Origin of the sequence: Azospirillum baldaniorum, assembly GCF_003119195.2 — a bacterium.
Lineage (GTDB): Bacteria > Pseudomonadota > Alphaproteobacteria > Azospirillales > Azospirillaceae > Azospirillum > Azospirillum baldaniorum.
Genome location: NZ_CP022253.1, coordinates 1,974,473 through 1,987,763 on the forward strand (window position 1 = coordinate 1,974,473; position 13,291 = coordinate 1,987,763).

The following is a 13,291-nucleotide window of genomic DNA, read 5'->3' on the forward strand; positions in this document are numbered from 1 at the left end:
GCCCGATTTGCTTTTGGGGAATCAGTCTCTGGGAGAAGGTCAGAGCCCGCGCGGGAAGGACGCCCAGGACGGGCCGCCCTTGATCTCCTCCTGCGCCTTGCGCGCCTTCTTCACCCGGCGGAGATGCCGGGGCGACCAGGGATCGCGGACCGGCACGCCGGCGGTGGCGACCTCGGCGGTCAGAATCCGCGCCACGACGATGGCGAATCCCGACAGCAGCATGGACAGAAGAACGATGGCGAGCATGCTTCGATTCCCGGATAAGCCACACGCGGACTCAGGCATGCCTGATTCCGCAATGCAGCATACATAGGCCGTTCGGCCAGGGAAATCGAGTCCGCCACCGCAAGCGCGGCGCTTCGCCGCGCTACAGCATCTCCAGCGGGCGCGGCCCGCGGGGCGGCGGGAAGGCCCGGTCGAGGTCCGCGAGATCCTGTTCGTCGAGCCGCAAATCGGCGGCGGCCCGGTTGTCGCGGACATGGGCGGGGTCCGACGCCTTAGGGATGGCGACCACCCCGTCCTGGCGCAGCAGCCAAGCCAGCCCGACCTGGGCCGGCGTCGCGCCGTGCCGCTCGGCGACGCGGCGAAGCTCGGGATGGCGCAGCATCCGCCCCTGCTCGATCGGCGAATAGGCCATGATCGGAATGCCCCGCCCACGGCACCAGGGCTGCAGGTCGTACTCGATTCCGCGGCGCGTCAGGTTGTAGAGGAGTTGATTGGTCTGCACCCCCTCCCCACCCGGCGTGCCGACCAACTCCTCCATATCCTGGAGATCCAGGTTGCTGACGCCCCATTGGCCGATCTTGCCGTCGCGCATCAGCGTGTCGAAGGCCGCGATCGTCTCGGAGAAGTCGTGGCTGCCGCGCCAGTGCAGCAGATAGAGGTCGATGCGGTCGGTGCGCAGACGCTTCAGGCTGCGTTCACAGGCCGCAATGGTGCCGCGCAGGCTGGCGTTCATCGGCAACACCTTGCTGACCAGGAACACCTCGTCGCGCCGCCCGGCGATGGCCTCGCCGACCACCTCCTCCGCCCCGCCGTCGGCGTACATCTCCGCCGTGTCGATCAGCGTCATGCCGAGGTCGAGGCCAAGCCGCAGCGCCGCCGCCTCCCGCGCGCGGTCGCGGCTGTCCTCGCCCATGTACCAGGTGCCCTGGCCGAGCACCGGAACGGCGGTTCCCGAAGGAAGGCGTGTCGTCGGAATGGTCATGGATGTCTCCCGTTCCCTTGGCCCCGTCGAGGGGCGTGAGGAACGTTAGTCCACGGAGCCCCCCCTGGAAACCGCCCCTTGGCGCTATTTCGGCGGGTGGGAGAAGCCGGCGACCGCGGCGCGGCGAACGGGTCGCTTACCAGACCGGCAAAGGTGCCGGACAAATGACGCCTGAAACGACAAAAGCTCAGCCAAGGGCTGAGCTTTCGAAACCGGTGCCAACCTGTGAGAAGATGGCGTCCCCAAGGGGATTCGAACCCCTGTCGCCGCCGTGAAAGGGCGGTGTCCTAGGCCTCTAGACGATGGGGACGTCGTTGGCGTGGCGGGATTACTAATGGGATGACGGGCCGAGCGCAAGCGTTTTTTCCAACTCCTTTCTACCCCGTTCGCGTATGCCCCCCATGCACCATCTCCACGGCGAATTTGTTTGCATTCACATGGTTTGGGAGGGTGCGGCGTCGTCGATCAGGAGCTGGACTCCCTCCGCCCCGTTCCAGCGGTCGATGCGCAGGACACCGGCGATGTGGAAGGGCGATCCGCGGCCCATCAGCAGGGCTTTTCCCATCTCGCTCTCCAGCGCGCGGAAGGCGATGGCCTTCAGCCGGGCGCCGTCGCCACCCTGCAGGATGCAGCGGACATGATTCGCCCCGACCACGTCGGCCCGCACCACACGGGCGTCGGTGACGGCGAAGCGCGGCTCCGCGTTGCCGGTGCCGAACGGGCCGAGCTGGTTCAGGCGGTCAACCAGGGACGTGTTCGCCGCCCCCACGGACAGCGCGCCGTCCAGTTCCAGCGTCGGCACCAGCGGGGCCGCGGCCACCTGTTCGGCGACGCGGCCGGTCAGGAAGGCCTGCAGGTCGGCCAGCTTGCTCCCGGCCACGGTGAAGCCGGCCGCCATGCGGTGCCCGCCGCCGGCCATCAGCAGCCCTTCCTGCCGCGCCGCGATCACCGCCGCCCCGAGATCGACCCCGCGCACCGAGCGGCCCGAGGCCTTGCCGATCACCGTGCCATCCGCCCCCTCCTCCAGCGCGATGACGCAGGCGGGGCGGCTGTAGCGCTCCTTCAGGCGGCTGGCGACGATGCCGATCACGCCGGGGTGCCAGCCCTCCCCCGCCACGAAGACCAACTCGGCCAGTTCCTCGGCGTGCTCCTCCAGCCGGGCCATGGCGTCGGCGAGCACGCCCTGCTCCACCGCGCGGCGCTCGGCGTTGTGGGCCTCCAGCTTCTGGGCCAGTTCCATCGCCTCCATGGGGTCGTCGGTGGAGAGCAGCCGCGCCCCGAGGTCCGACGCGCCGACGCGCCCGCCGGCGTTGACCCGCGGGCCGAGCACGAAGCCGGCGTGGTAGGCGTCCGGCTTCTCCTTGACCCCGGCGACATCGGACAAGGCGGACAGGCCGGGGTTGGCGCGCCGCGCCATCACCTTCAGCCCCTGCGCAACCAGGGCGCGGTTCAACCCCGTCAGCGGCACCACGTCGCACACCGTGCCCAGCGCCACGAGGTCGAGCCATTCCATGAGGTTCGGCTCGTTGCGGCCCGCGTAGAATCCGGCGCTGCGCAGCGCCCGGTTCACCGCCACCATGGCCAGGAAGGTGACCCCCGCCGCGCACAGCGTGCGGTAGGCGCCGTCCTCGTCCAGCCGGTTCGGGTTGACCAGGGCGACGGCCGGCGGCAGGCGCGGTTCCGCCGCGTGATGGTCGAGCACCACCACCTCCAGCCCGGCCTCCGCCGCCGCCTCCAGGGCCGCGAAGGCGGAGATGCCGCAATCCACCGTCACGACCAGCCGCACGCCCTCGGCCTTCAGCCGCAGCAGCGCCGGGCCGTTGGGGCCGTAGCCCTCCTTCATGCGGTCGGGCACGTAGATGCGCAGATCCGCTCCCACCGCCCGGAAGAAGCGCCGCAGCAGCGCGGAGGAGGTGGCGCCGTCCACGTCATAGTCGCCGAAGACGGCCACCGGCTCGCCATCCATGATCGCGCGGGCGATGCGCTCCGCGGCGATGTCCATGTCCTTGAAGCGGGAGGGGTCGGGAAGCAGCGCCTTCAGCGTCGGGTTCAGGAAGCCGTCGCACGCCTCCTCGGTCACCCCGCGGGCGGCGAGCACCCGCCCGACGATCTCCGGCAGCCCCCGCCCCTGCGCCAGCCCCCAGGCCAGCCGCTCGTCGTAGGGCCGCGCCTGCCAGCGCTTGCCGGACAGGGAATGGGCGACGTTCAGGAAGGGGGGAACGGTGTCGGTCATGCTGCCCAGGATGCCACGGATCGGAATGGCCGAAGCCATAGCAGAAGTAGGGCGGCGGGGGCCAGCGGGTGGGGTTGGCCCTGTACCTCGGGCAGCTCCGCCAAGCATGGCGCAGTCTTCCGAAGGGACTGCCCCCACCCCGGCCCTCCCCCGCTGGGCGGGGGAGGGAGGCAGGAGTTTTGCGGACGTGCGGCGGAGTTCCCTCCCCCGCCCAGCGGGGGAGGGTTAGGGTGGGGGCAAACCGGGAGGCAGATGCTCTACCCCTTCAGCCCTCCGACTCAGCGGGAAATGGCTGCCGAAACCGTAACCCCGGTCCCTTCCCGTCCGCCTCGCCAATGAATTCGATGCCGCCGGCCTCCAATGCTTGGCGCAAGGTTAGAACGGTTCGCGGGAGCAAACGGTCGCCACGTTCGAAACGGGCAACCGTGCTAGCCGACACATCCGCTTTCTGTGCCAGATCACGCACGCCCCAGTTCAATGCGACACGGGCAAGCTTGCACTGGATCGGGAAAATTGACAACCCTGTTCCGATTTCGGCACTTGACTGCATTCTTGGCTATCGGCAGTATGGCGTTGAAGGTGAAACAAGCCGCACACACGGCTCGATCGCTGCACCACTCCTTTGCTCACTTACAGAGGCTCAGATCATGGTGGATTCTGAGGATAGCACAGCTTTGCCCGCGTTATCCCACCCTGCCCTCGGTCTGGGCTTTGTTCGCCTGCCCGTGCGGACGGACTCGCCGGGATTGCGGGATCTGGACGTGCTGACAGCACCGCTCGCTCACTGGGACCGGGTGCCGGAGGCCGGAGCCGTGCGGGCCATGGCGGCAGCGAAAGAGCGACTCCAGCGATTGGAACCGCGCTGCTTGGGCGACGCCGTGGCGCTGCTGATGACCGTCACGGTGGCCGGGGGCGATTGCACGCCGCCCGAAACGGTGGCGATGATCACGCGGTCGGTGGCTTTCCTCACGGCTGACGCGCCCCACTTGCGGCGCCCTGAGTTGGAACATCTGGTGCTCGCTTACGCCATGCACATGCATCGGTGAAGAACGGCACCCCACCACTGTCGCCCACTATTTGTTAGGGCGCTTCTGCAAACCGGTGCCGGGTTGCGAATGCTTCTGCCTGGAAGACCTGTTGGCGGTTGAGCGCCGCTGTTAGCGTACGGGCTTTCCATTCTTGCAAGGCGGGAAAGCGCAGTGTCGACTGGAGCCTAGCCTGGACGCGGAACAGGAAAACGGAGCATTGCCTGAATCCCACCTTCCGTTCGGGACTGTATGTCCAGCTTGCCTCGAAGCTGCAACGCCAGCTGCTGCACGATCTGACGCCCGAGACCCGTCCCTTTCGGCTGGTCCGAGGTGAACCCGACGCCGTTGTCGCTGACGCACAGAACGTACTCGTCTGCCTCCTGGCGAAACGAGAGATCAACCCAGCCTGCCTGCGCGTCGGGGAAGGCGTACTTGACCGCGTTGGTAACGAGTTCGTTGGCAATGGTGCCGACAGCGACAGCCGTGTTCATGTCCAAGTCCACGCTGTCCGCGCGGGCGCTCAAGGCAATCGGTCGCACGCCCACCATGCCCAGCTGGAGGTCCTCCACCAAGCTCTCCAGAAACTCCTTTACGTTCACGATGCTCGCCCCATCGACCCGGCGCAGGCGGCCATAAATGCGGGCCAACACACCGATGCGCTCAATGGTCCCTTGCATCATCGCTTGGGCGTTTTCCGGCCGCATGGCCGCCAAGGTCAGCTGGGCGGAGATCATTTGGAGATCGTTGCGGATGCGGTGATGGATCTCCTGCAGCATGAGATCCTTTTCCCGATCTGACGCAGCCAGCTTTTCCCAGGACTGGCACAGCTCCTCGAGCGTTGTGCGCAGCATTTCCGTGATCGCGGCGATACCAAGCCCCAGGCCGACATAGATCATGAAGGCCAACTGGTCGCCATGATCGGCGATCCAGAGATCACCCCGCGGTTCCATGAACAACCACGCCGCGAAACCACCAGATAGGAGTACGGCGATAAAACCAGACGCGCGGTCGAACAGCAGTGAGACCAGGAAAATTGCAGGGATGTATAGAAGGAAGGGGTATTTGCTTAGGATGGGCTCAAGCACGTAACGCAACAGCGTCGTGATAGCAATGATCACGGCTGTAACCCCGTATCGCACCCAGATCGATTGTGGGTCCTTGGGGAGGAACTGAAGAAGCAGGTTTTCCATACCTTAATCCGATCAAGCCGGCAGACGGGTATGGACAACACCTGAGGGCCGTCTTCGGTCACAGGACGGATGTTCCGGAAAACGGTGGGCCTCGGCTTCCTCGCCCCCATCTGGTTCGGATGGTACGCCTTGAGTTGACGAAACCGGAACGGCTGGTCGCCGACAAAGCCTGCAGCAGCGGCGTGATCTGCCGCGCCCTGCACCGCCGCGGCATCCAGCCAGCGATCCCGACCAAGAGAAACGAGCGCCCGGAGCCAACGTTTGATCGCACCGCCTATCGCGAGTGTAACCGTGTGGAGCGCCTGATCGGCCTGTTGAAGCAGTTCCGCCGGATCGCCACCCGGTACAAGAAGCGCGCCGCCAACTACCTCGCTATGATCACCGTCGCCGCCATCCTTCTATGGCTCTGACCTTTGCAGAAGCGCCCCAACACAAAGGCAGTGGATTTATTTGCTGCGCCGCAACTTGAGGCAGGTCATTGCGGAGGCAGAAGAGTCTTGCTCCACTGCGGGTACCAATCCGCGGAGGAGGGAACCATGATCACCACGGCGATCTTTCCGGCCCGCTACGTCCAGGGCAACGGCGCCCTCGACAGTCTGGGCGAGGATCTGGCCCGGTTGGGCAAGACGGTTCTGGCCGTCACCGACAGTTTCGTCCTGAAGACGCTGAAAGGCCGGCTGGTCGAGGCCGCCGCTGGGCGCGTCGAGATGAACATCCAGGAATTCCGTGGCGAGTGCTCCGACGAGGAGATCGAGCGGCTGACCGGCCTCGCCCGCGCCATGGGCGCCGACGTCGTGGCCGGCATCGGCGGCGGCAAGGCGCTCGACACCGCCAAGGCGGTCGCCCACGCACTGAACGCGCGCACCGCCATCGTCCCGACGCTCGCCTCCACCGACGCGCCGTGCAGCGCCCTGTCGGTGATCTACACGCCGGAGGGGGCGTTCAAGCGCTACCTCGTGCTGCCGCGCAACCCCGACCTCGTGCTGGTCGACACCGGTGTGGTGGCGAGCGCGCCGGTGCGCTTCCTCGTCTCCGGCATGGGCGACGCCCTGTCCACCTGGTTCGAGGCGGAGGACTGCCGCATCAAGCGCGGCGGCAACATGACCGGACGCGTCGGCCCGATGACCGCCTTCGCGCTGGCCCGGCTGTGCTACGACACGCTTCTGGAGTATGGCGTGCTCGCCAAATCGGCCTGCGAGCAGGGCGTGGTCACCCCGGCGCTGGAGCGCATCGTCGAGGCCAACACGCTGCTGAGCGGGCTGGGCTTCGAGAGCGGCGGACTGGCGGCGGCGCACGCCGTCCACAACGGCCTGACCGCGCTGGAGGAAACGCACCATTGCTGGCACGGCGAAAAGGTCGCCTTCGGCACGCTGACCCTGCTGATCCTGACCGATCGGCCGCCCGCGGTGCTGGACGAGGTCTACGGCTTCTGCAAGGCGGTGGGGCTGCCGACGACGCTGGCCGAGATCGGCCTTGCCGGCGTGTCGGACGAGCGGCTCCTGTTGGCGGCGGAGCGGGCCTGCGCCGAGGGCGAGACCATCCACAACGAGCCACACGAGATCACCCCGCAGCGCGTCCTGGCCGCCATGAAGGCCGCCGACGCCGAGGGACGGCGGCGGAAGGGCCTGTAGTCTCCGAAAAAGGAGAAATCTCCAAAAAAGAAAGGGGCGCGCGGCGGATGGCCGCGCGCCCCTTTTTTTTCCTTAAGCGGCCTTACGCCATGCTCGGCTTGCGCTGCAGGTTGTGGTGCGCCTCGACGTAGCGCACGGTGCCCGACTTGGAGCGCATGATCACCGAGTGGGTGGTCGCGCCGCCGGGGAAGCGGCGGACGCCGCGCAGCATGGCGCCGTCGGTCACGCCGGTCGCGGCGAACATGACGTTGCCGCTGGCCAGCTCGGTCAGGCTGTACTTCTTGTTCAGGTCCTTGACGCCCCAACGGGCGGCGCGGGCCTTCTCGTCGTCGTTGCGGAACAGCAGACGGCCCTGGAACTGGCCGCCGATGCAACGCAGCGCCGCCGCGGCCAGAACGCCTTCCGGCGCGCCGCCGGAGCCGACATACATGTCGACGCCGGTGCCGGCCTGGCTGGTGGCGATCACGCCCGACACGTCGCCGTCGTTGATCAGCATGATGCGCGCGCCGGCCTCGCGGACGCGGGCGATCAGCTCGGCGTGGCGCGGACGGTTCAGGATGCAGACCAGCAGCTCCTGCACCTCGGTGCCCTTGGCCTTGGCCAGCGCCTTGAGGTTGTTGGCCGGCGTCTCGTCGAGATCGACCACGCCTTCCGGCAGGCCGGAACCGACGGCGATCTTGTCCATGTAGACGTCGGGGGCGTTCAGGAAGCCGCCCTCGTCCGCCATGGCGATGACGGCCAACGAATTCGGGCCGCCGGTGGCGCAGATGGTGGTGCCTTCCAGCGGGTCGAGCGCGATGTCGACCTTCGGCCCGCGGCCGATGCCGGCGCCGACCTTCTCGCCGATGTAGAGCATGGGCGCCTCGTCGCGCTCGCCCTCGCCGATCACGACGGTGCCGTCGATGTAGAGGGTGTTGAGCGCCTGGCGCATGGCGTCGACCGCGGCCTGGTCGGCAAGCTTCTCGTCACCGCGGCCCATCAGCAGCGACGCGGACAGCGCGGCGGCCTCGGTGACGCGGACGGCTTCCAGAGCCAGGTTCCGGTCCATACCGGACAGGTCGACATGAACGGACATGGTGTTCTCCCCCGAATCGATGCTCGGTTCTTCTATGGTTCGGTCAAAACTGTTCGATGCGGATCATACGCGGCGGCTCGACCACCGACTCCTTATCGGCGATGGTGGCAAGCGCGCGCTGCATGGCCGCCTCTTCGGTGTCATGGGTGGTCAGGACCACCGGCACCGCTTCACCGGGGGCGCGCCCGCGCTGCAGGAACTGCTCCATGGAGACGTTCTGGTCGCGCATCGCCGCCGCAACATCCGCTATCACGCCGGGACGGTCCACGACCATCAGGCGTACGTAGTACGACCCCCGGCGCGCCTCCATCGGCGACGGCTGCGCCTCGGAAAGCTGGGCCGCCGGCACGCCGAAGGTGGGGGTGGAGCGCCCGCGGGCGATGTCGATCAGGTCGGCGACCACGGCCGAGGCCGTCGGTCCCTCGCCCGCGCCGCGGCCGACGAACAGCACGCGGTCCACGAAGTCGCCCTGGGCGATCACGGCGTTGAACACGCCGTCCACCGCCGCGATGGGCGCCGCCTTCGGCACCATGCAGGGGTGCACGCGCTGCTCGATCCCGTGATCGGTGCGCCGGGCGATGCCCAGCAGCTTGATCCGGTAGCCGAGCGCGTCGGCGTAGTCGAAGTCCACCGCCGAGACATGGCGGATGCCCTCGACATGGACGCTCTTGAAGTCCACCGGCGTGCCGAAGGCCACCGAGGTCAGGATCGCCAGCTTGTGCGCCGCGTCCACACCGTCGATGTCGAAGCTCGGGTCGGCTTCCGCGTAGCCCAGCTTCTGCGCGTCGGCCAGCACGTCCGCGAAATCGCGGCCGGTGGTGCGCATCTCGGTGAGGATGTAGTTGCAGGTGCCGTTGAGGATGCCGTGCACCTCCGACACCCGGTTGGCCGCCAATCCCTCGCGCAGCCCCTTGATGATCGGGATGCCGCCGGCCACCGCCGCCTCGAAGCCGATGGCGAGGCCGGCGGCCTCCGCCTTGGCCGCGAGCGCGGTGCCGTGATGGGCGAGCAGCGCCTTGTTGGCGGTGACGACGTGGCGTCCCCGCTCCAGCGCCAGCTCGACGGTCTCCTTCGCCGCCCCTTCGGACCCGCCGATCAGCTCGACCACCACATCCACGCCGGGATGGGCGGCGAGCGCCACCGGGTCGTCGTACCATTCGGCCTTCGACAGGTCGACGCCGCGGTCCTTGCCGCGCGAGCGGGCGCTGACCGCCACCACCTCGATGCGGCGGCCGCAGCGCTGCTCGATCAGGTCGGCCTGCCGCTCCAGAAGCTTCAGAACGCCCGCGCCGACCGTGCCCAGGCCCGCGACGGCGATTTTCAGGGGGCCTGTTTTGTGGGAGTCGGACATCAGACTTTCGCTTTCTCCGGGTCGAGGAGGGCGGCGCGCGCCGCCGGGTCCTTGCTCGCCGCCGCACCGGCGGCGTTGGAGCGGAAGAACTCCTTGATGTTGCGGGTCGCCTGACGGATGCGGTGGACGTTCTCCACCAGCGCCAGACGGACATGGCCGTCGCCGTACTCGCCGAAACCGATGCCCGGCGCCACGGCCACCTTGGCCTCCTGCAGCAGCAGCTTGGAGAATTCCAGCGAGCCGAGATGGGCGAAGGGCTCCGGAATCGGCGCCCAGGCGAACATCGAGGCCGACGGGCTCGGCACCGTCCAGCCGGCCGAGGCCAGACCCTCGATCATCACGTCGCGGCGCTGGCGGTACATGGTGCGCACCTGCTCCACGCACTCCTGCGGGCCGTTCAGCGCGGCGGTCGCGGCGACCTGGATCGGCGTGAAGGCGCCGTAGTCCAGATACGACTTGATGCGGGCCAGCGCGGTGATGAGCTTCTTGTTTCCGGTGGCGAAGCCGATGCGCCAGCCGGCCATCGAATAGGTCTTCGACATCGAGGTGAATTCGACGGCCACCTCGCGCGCTTCCGGGATCTCCAGGATCGAGGGCGGCGGCTCACCGTCGAAGAACACCTCGGCGTAGGCCAGATCCGACAGGATGTAGATGCCGTGCTTGCGGCAGAACTCGACGATCGGGCGGTAGAAGTCGAGGCCGACCACCTCCGCCGTCGGGTTGGACGGGTAGTTCAGCACCAGCGCCAGCGGCTTCGGCACGCTGTGGCGCACGGCGCGCTCCAGCATGATCATGAAGCTGTCGATGTCGGTGGAGGTGCCGTTGGCCTGCCCCACCGGCAGATGGCGCACCGAGGCGCCGGCCAGGATGAAGCCGAAGGGATGGATCGGGTAGCTGGGGTTCGGCACCAGGATGATGTCGCCGGGGCTGGTGATCGCCTGGGCGAGGTTGGCCAAGCCCTCCTTCGACCCGATGGTGACGATGCACTCCGACTCCGGATCGACGTCCACGTTGAAGCGGCGCTTGTAATAGGCCGCGTGCGCCTTGCGCAGGCCTGGGATGCCGCGGGAGTTCGAGTAGCGGTGCGTCTTGGGATCGCGCACGGCCTCGATCAGCTTATCGACGATATGCTGGGGCGTCGGCTGGTCCGGGTTGCCCATGCCGAGGTCGATGATGTCCTCGCCGGCAGCTCGGGCTCGCGCCTTCATGGCGTTCACTTCGGCGAAGACGTAGGGCGGAAGCCGCTTGATCCGGTGGAATTCTGAATCGCTCATGGACGCTCCGAAGCCTTGTCCGGCCACGCCACGAACCCATATTTGCGGACCGGGACCACTTATCTACCGCCCCGCATCTTCAGAAGCGAGGTAAAATTCGCGTCCGGCCGCATTCCTGCGCTGCCTGAGGCATACCGGACGCCGAAGCCCATCTTCAGCCTCCCTTGCGGCCGGAAGCCCGACGCTGGTGCAGCGCCTCCTCGATCTCCTCGCCGCCGGCGCCGACCAGGGCGACGGGGTCCACGGCGACCTCCAGATCCTCCGGCCGGGCGGGCTTGGCCGGGTGGCCGCGCCGGGACGCCGGCACGCGCAGCAGCGCGTAGGACAGCAGCGACAGCGCGGCGAGGCCCGGCATGATGGCCGTCGTCGCGGTGTAGGGATCGGCGAACAGGGCGGCCACCGCCGTGCCGGCCAGCCCGCCGCCGATCTGCATGAAGCCGATCAGGGCCGACGCCGCCCCGGCCATGCGGGGGAAGCCGGCCAGAGCGTCGCTGGTGGCCCCGGGCATGACCAGGGCGATGCCGAAGGCCCAGACGGCGGTCGGCCCCATCACGCTCGCCACGGTCGGCTCGCCGGTCAGGGGCGCCAGGGCAAAGCCGAGCCCGCCCACGGCCACGCAGGCCAGCCCGTAGGGGATCAGCCGCATCGCGTCCACCCGGCGCAGCAGCCGCCCCGCCAGGGTCGCTCCCAGCGTGTAGGAGCCGGTCTGCAGCAGCATGGCGAAGCCGAAGACGGTCGGGCTCAGCCCCACCCGCTCGATCATCACGAAGGGCAGCAGCGCCGCCATGGTGTAGAGGCCGCCCAGCGTCGTGCCGAGCACCAGCCCCGCCCGCATGAAGCGCCGGTCGGTCAGCAGGGTCCGGTAGTTGCGGATCACCGGGCCGGGCCGGGCCGCCGTGCGGTCGCGCGTCCGGTTGGTCTCCGCCGTGCCCAGCGCGAAGACCGTCAGCACGGCGAGGCCGTAGAGCGTCATCACCACGAAGATGGCGTGCCAGCCCACCGTGCCGAGGATCACCCCGCCCAGCGTCGGCGCCACCGCCGGCACGATGGCCAGCATCAGCCCGATCAGGTTCAGGATGCGCGCCGACCGCTGGCCGGTGAACTGGTCACGCACGATGGCGCGGGAAATGGCAATACCCGCCGCCGCCCCGATGCCCTGCAGCGCCCGGCCGACCAGAAGCCATTCGATGCTGCCCGACAGCGCCGCCACGACGCTGCCCAGGACGTAGGTGACGAAGAAGCCCAAGGCGACCGGCCGCCGCCCGTAGGCGTCGGACAGCGGCCCGCAGGCGAGCTGGGAAAAGGCGAAGCCGAAGAAATAGACGGAGAGCGTCAGCTTCAGCGCCGCCGGTGTGGTCTGGAACGCCTCCACCAGCATCGGCAGGGCCGGCGTGTAGAGCGCGAGGCTGAGCGGCCCCAGCGTGACGATCAGCGTTCCGATGACGGCCGTCCGCGTCTCCGTCATGGCGGGCGCGTCGGTCTGCACGGGAGGACGGCTCATTGGCCGGCCCCGCCGCGGTCGTCGGCGATCATGCGGTTGCGCAGGCGGCCCAGCATGTCCTTGAGCAGGACGATCTCTTCCGCCGAAAGGTCGGCCATGGCCGACTCGCGCTCGGTGCGGAAGGCCTCCAGGACCTGGAGCGCCAGCGGCTCGGCCTGCGGGGTCGGCTGGACGATCTTGGCGCGGCGGTCCGCCGGGTCCGGCTCGCGGACCACCAGCCCGCGCGCCTCCAGCCGGTCGAGGAAGCCGACCAGGGTCATCGGCTCCACCCACATGTGGGTCGCCAGCACCGACTGGCGCGAGCCGGGGTGGCGGCAGACATAGACCAGCGCCCGCGCCTCCCCCGCCGTGAGGCCGAGCCGGGCGTCGTCCAGGGCACGGTCGAACCGCGCGCGCAGAAGCCGCGCGCAGTCGATCAGGATCATTCCGAAGGGGGATTCATCAAGCATCCCTTATTGTAAGGGCGCCTTATGATTTCCAGCAACCACGGGCGGCGCAGGGCGGTCATGCTGCGACGCCATGGCCGTGCAGCGGCATGACCGCCCAAGCTGAAGCGAAGCCGACGCGCCAAATAGTCGCAGCATGAAAATCTGTTGCGGACCCGCCGCCGCAAGACGTAGTTTTTCCACCTTGGCAGCAGCAATGGGTGCTCCGTGGTCCGCGCCACCGCCTTCGTAACTGCGCATCGACCGGACGAAGACCGGCGCGTCCCTTTCCTTCAAAGGGATGCCATCAGAGGCCGAAGGACGCTCCGCATAGGTATACTTACGGATTACTGGCAGCGCCCGCCTTTTGCTACAC

General features: G+C 68.1%; 13 protein-coding genes and 1 tRNA gene. 3 read left to right on the forward strand and 11 right to left on the reverse strand.

What is annotated here, in order from left to right; all coding sequences use genetic code 11:
- Window positions 1–39 precede the first annotated feature (39 nt).
- The 5 genes from Sp245p_RS09335 to Sp245p_RS09360 all read right to left on the reverse strand — a co-directional run bounded on the left by Sp245p_RS09335 (window position 40) and on the right by Sp245p_RS09360 (window position 3,990).
- Window positions 40–246 carry a hypothetical protein gene (locus Sp245p_RS09335; RefSeq protein WP_014240270.1) on the reverse strand — a complete coding sequence of 69 codons (207 nt, stop codon included), beginning with the start codon at window positions 244–246 and terminating at the stop codon, window positions 40–42.
- Window positions 247–367: 121 nt separating this feature from the next.
- Complete coding sequence (locus tag Sp245p_RS09340; RefSeq protein WP_109138477.1) at window positions 368–1,207, reverse strand: aldo/keto reductase; 840 nt, start codon at window positions 1,205–1,207, stop codon at window positions 368–370.
- A gap of 234 nt (window positions 1,208–1,441) precedes the next feature.
- Window positions 1,442–1,517, reverse strand: a tRNA-Glu gene (locus Sp245p_RS09345).
- A 123-nt stretch (window positions 1,518–1,640) separates the two neighbouring features.
- Window positions 1,641–3,440, reverse strand: a complete 1,800-nt coding sequence (gene recJ, locus Sp245p_RS09350; RefSeq protein WP_109138478.1) for a single-stranded-DNA-specific exonuclease RecJ — start codon at window positions 3,438–3,440, stop codon at window positions 1,641–1,643.
- A 265-nt stretch (window positions 3,441–3,705) separates the two neighbouring features.
- Window positions 3,706–3,990, reverse strand: a complete 285-nt coding sequence (locus tag Sp245p_RS09360; protein ID WP_014240265.1) for a helix-turn-helix domain-containing protein — start codon at window positions 3,988–3,990, stop codon at window positions 3,706–3,708.
- Here Sp245p_RS09360 and Sp245p_RS09365 point away from each other — a divergent pair.
- Window positions 3,935–4,486 carry a hypothetical protein gene (locus Sp245p_RS09365; protein WP_162471574.1) on the forward strand — a complete coding sequence of 184 codons (552 nt, stop codon included), beginning with the start codon at window positions 3,935–3,937 and terminating at the stop codon, window positions 4,484–4,486. The two genes, Sp245p_RS09360 and Sp245p_RS09365, sit on opposite strands and share 56 nt — an antisense overlap.
- Before the next feature lie 167 nt (window positions 4,487–4,653).
- On the opposite strand, the gene Sp245p_RS09370 is transcribed toward Sp245p_RS09365, so the two are convergent.
- Entirely contained in the window at window positions 4,654–5,658 is a 1,005-nt protein-coding gene (locus Sp245p_RS09370; RefSeq protein WP_041811028.1) for a sensor histidine kinase, read from the reverse strand.
- A gap of 119 nt (window positions 5,659–5,777) precedes the next feature.
- On the opposite strand from Sp245p_RS09370, the gene Sp245p_RS09375 reads away from it, so the two are divergent.
- Together Sp245p_RS09375 and Sp245p_RS09380 are read left to right on the forward strand one after the other, a co-directional pair.
- Window positions 5,778–6,068, forward strand: coding sequence for a transposase (locus tag Sp245p_RS09375; RefSeq protein ID WP_014240261.1), 291 nt, complete (start codon window positions 5,778–5,780; stop codon window positions 6,066–6,068).
- A 126-nt stretch (window positions 6,069–6,194) separates the two neighbouring features.
- Window positions 6,195–7,289, forward strand: coding sequence for a glycerol dehydrogenase (locus Sp245p_RS09380; RefSeq protein ID WP_014240260.1), 1,095 nt, complete (start codon window positions 6,195–6,197; stop codon window positions 7,287–7,289).
- Between the two features lie 82 nt (window positions 7,290–7,371).
- Here the strand turns inward: Sp245p_RS09380 and glpX are convergent, their stop codons facing one another.
- The 5 genes from glpX to Sp245p_RS09405 form a co-directional block, all read right to left on the reverse strand.
- Complete coding sequence (gene glpX, locus Sp245p_RS09385; RefSeq protein WP_014240259.1) at window positions 7,372–8,364, reverse strand: class II fructose-bisphosphatase; 993 nt, start codon at window positions 8,362–8,364, stop codon at window positions 7,372–7,374.
- A gap of 43 nt (window positions 8,365–8,407) precedes the next feature.
- Complete coding sequence (locus Sp245p_RS09390; protein WP_014240258.1) at window positions 8,408–9,715, reverse strand: homoserine dehydrogenase; 1,308 nt, start codon at window positions 9,713–9,715, stop codon at window positions 8,408–8,410.
- A complete protein-coding gene (locus Sp245p_RS09395) occupies window positions 9,715–10,989 on the reverse strand; it encodes an LL-diaminopimelate aminotransferase (protein ID WP_014240257.1) in 1,275 nt (424 codons plus the stop codon). Before Sp245p_RS09395 ends, Sp245p_RS09390 begins: the two co-directional genes overlap by 1 nt.
- A gap of 154 nt (window positions 10,990–11,143) precedes the next feature.
- Window positions 11,144–12,490 carry a multidrug effflux MFS transporter gene (locus tag Sp245p_RS09400; protein WP_014240255.1) on the reverse strand — a complete coding sequence of 449 codons (1,347 nt, stop codon included), beginning with the start codon at window positions 12,488–12,490 and terminating at the stop codon, window positions 11,144–11,146.
- On the reverse strand, window positions 12,487–12,939 hold the full coding sequence (locus tag Sp245p_RS09405; protein WP_041811027.1) for a MarR family winged helix-turn-helix transcriptional regulator: 453 nt from the start codon (window positions 12,937–12,939) through the stop codon (window positions 12,487–12,489). The genes Sp245p_RS09400 and Sp245p_RS09405 overlap by 4 nt, the downstream gene beginning before the upstream one ends.
- Window positions 12,940–13,291 lie beyond the last annotated feature (352 nt).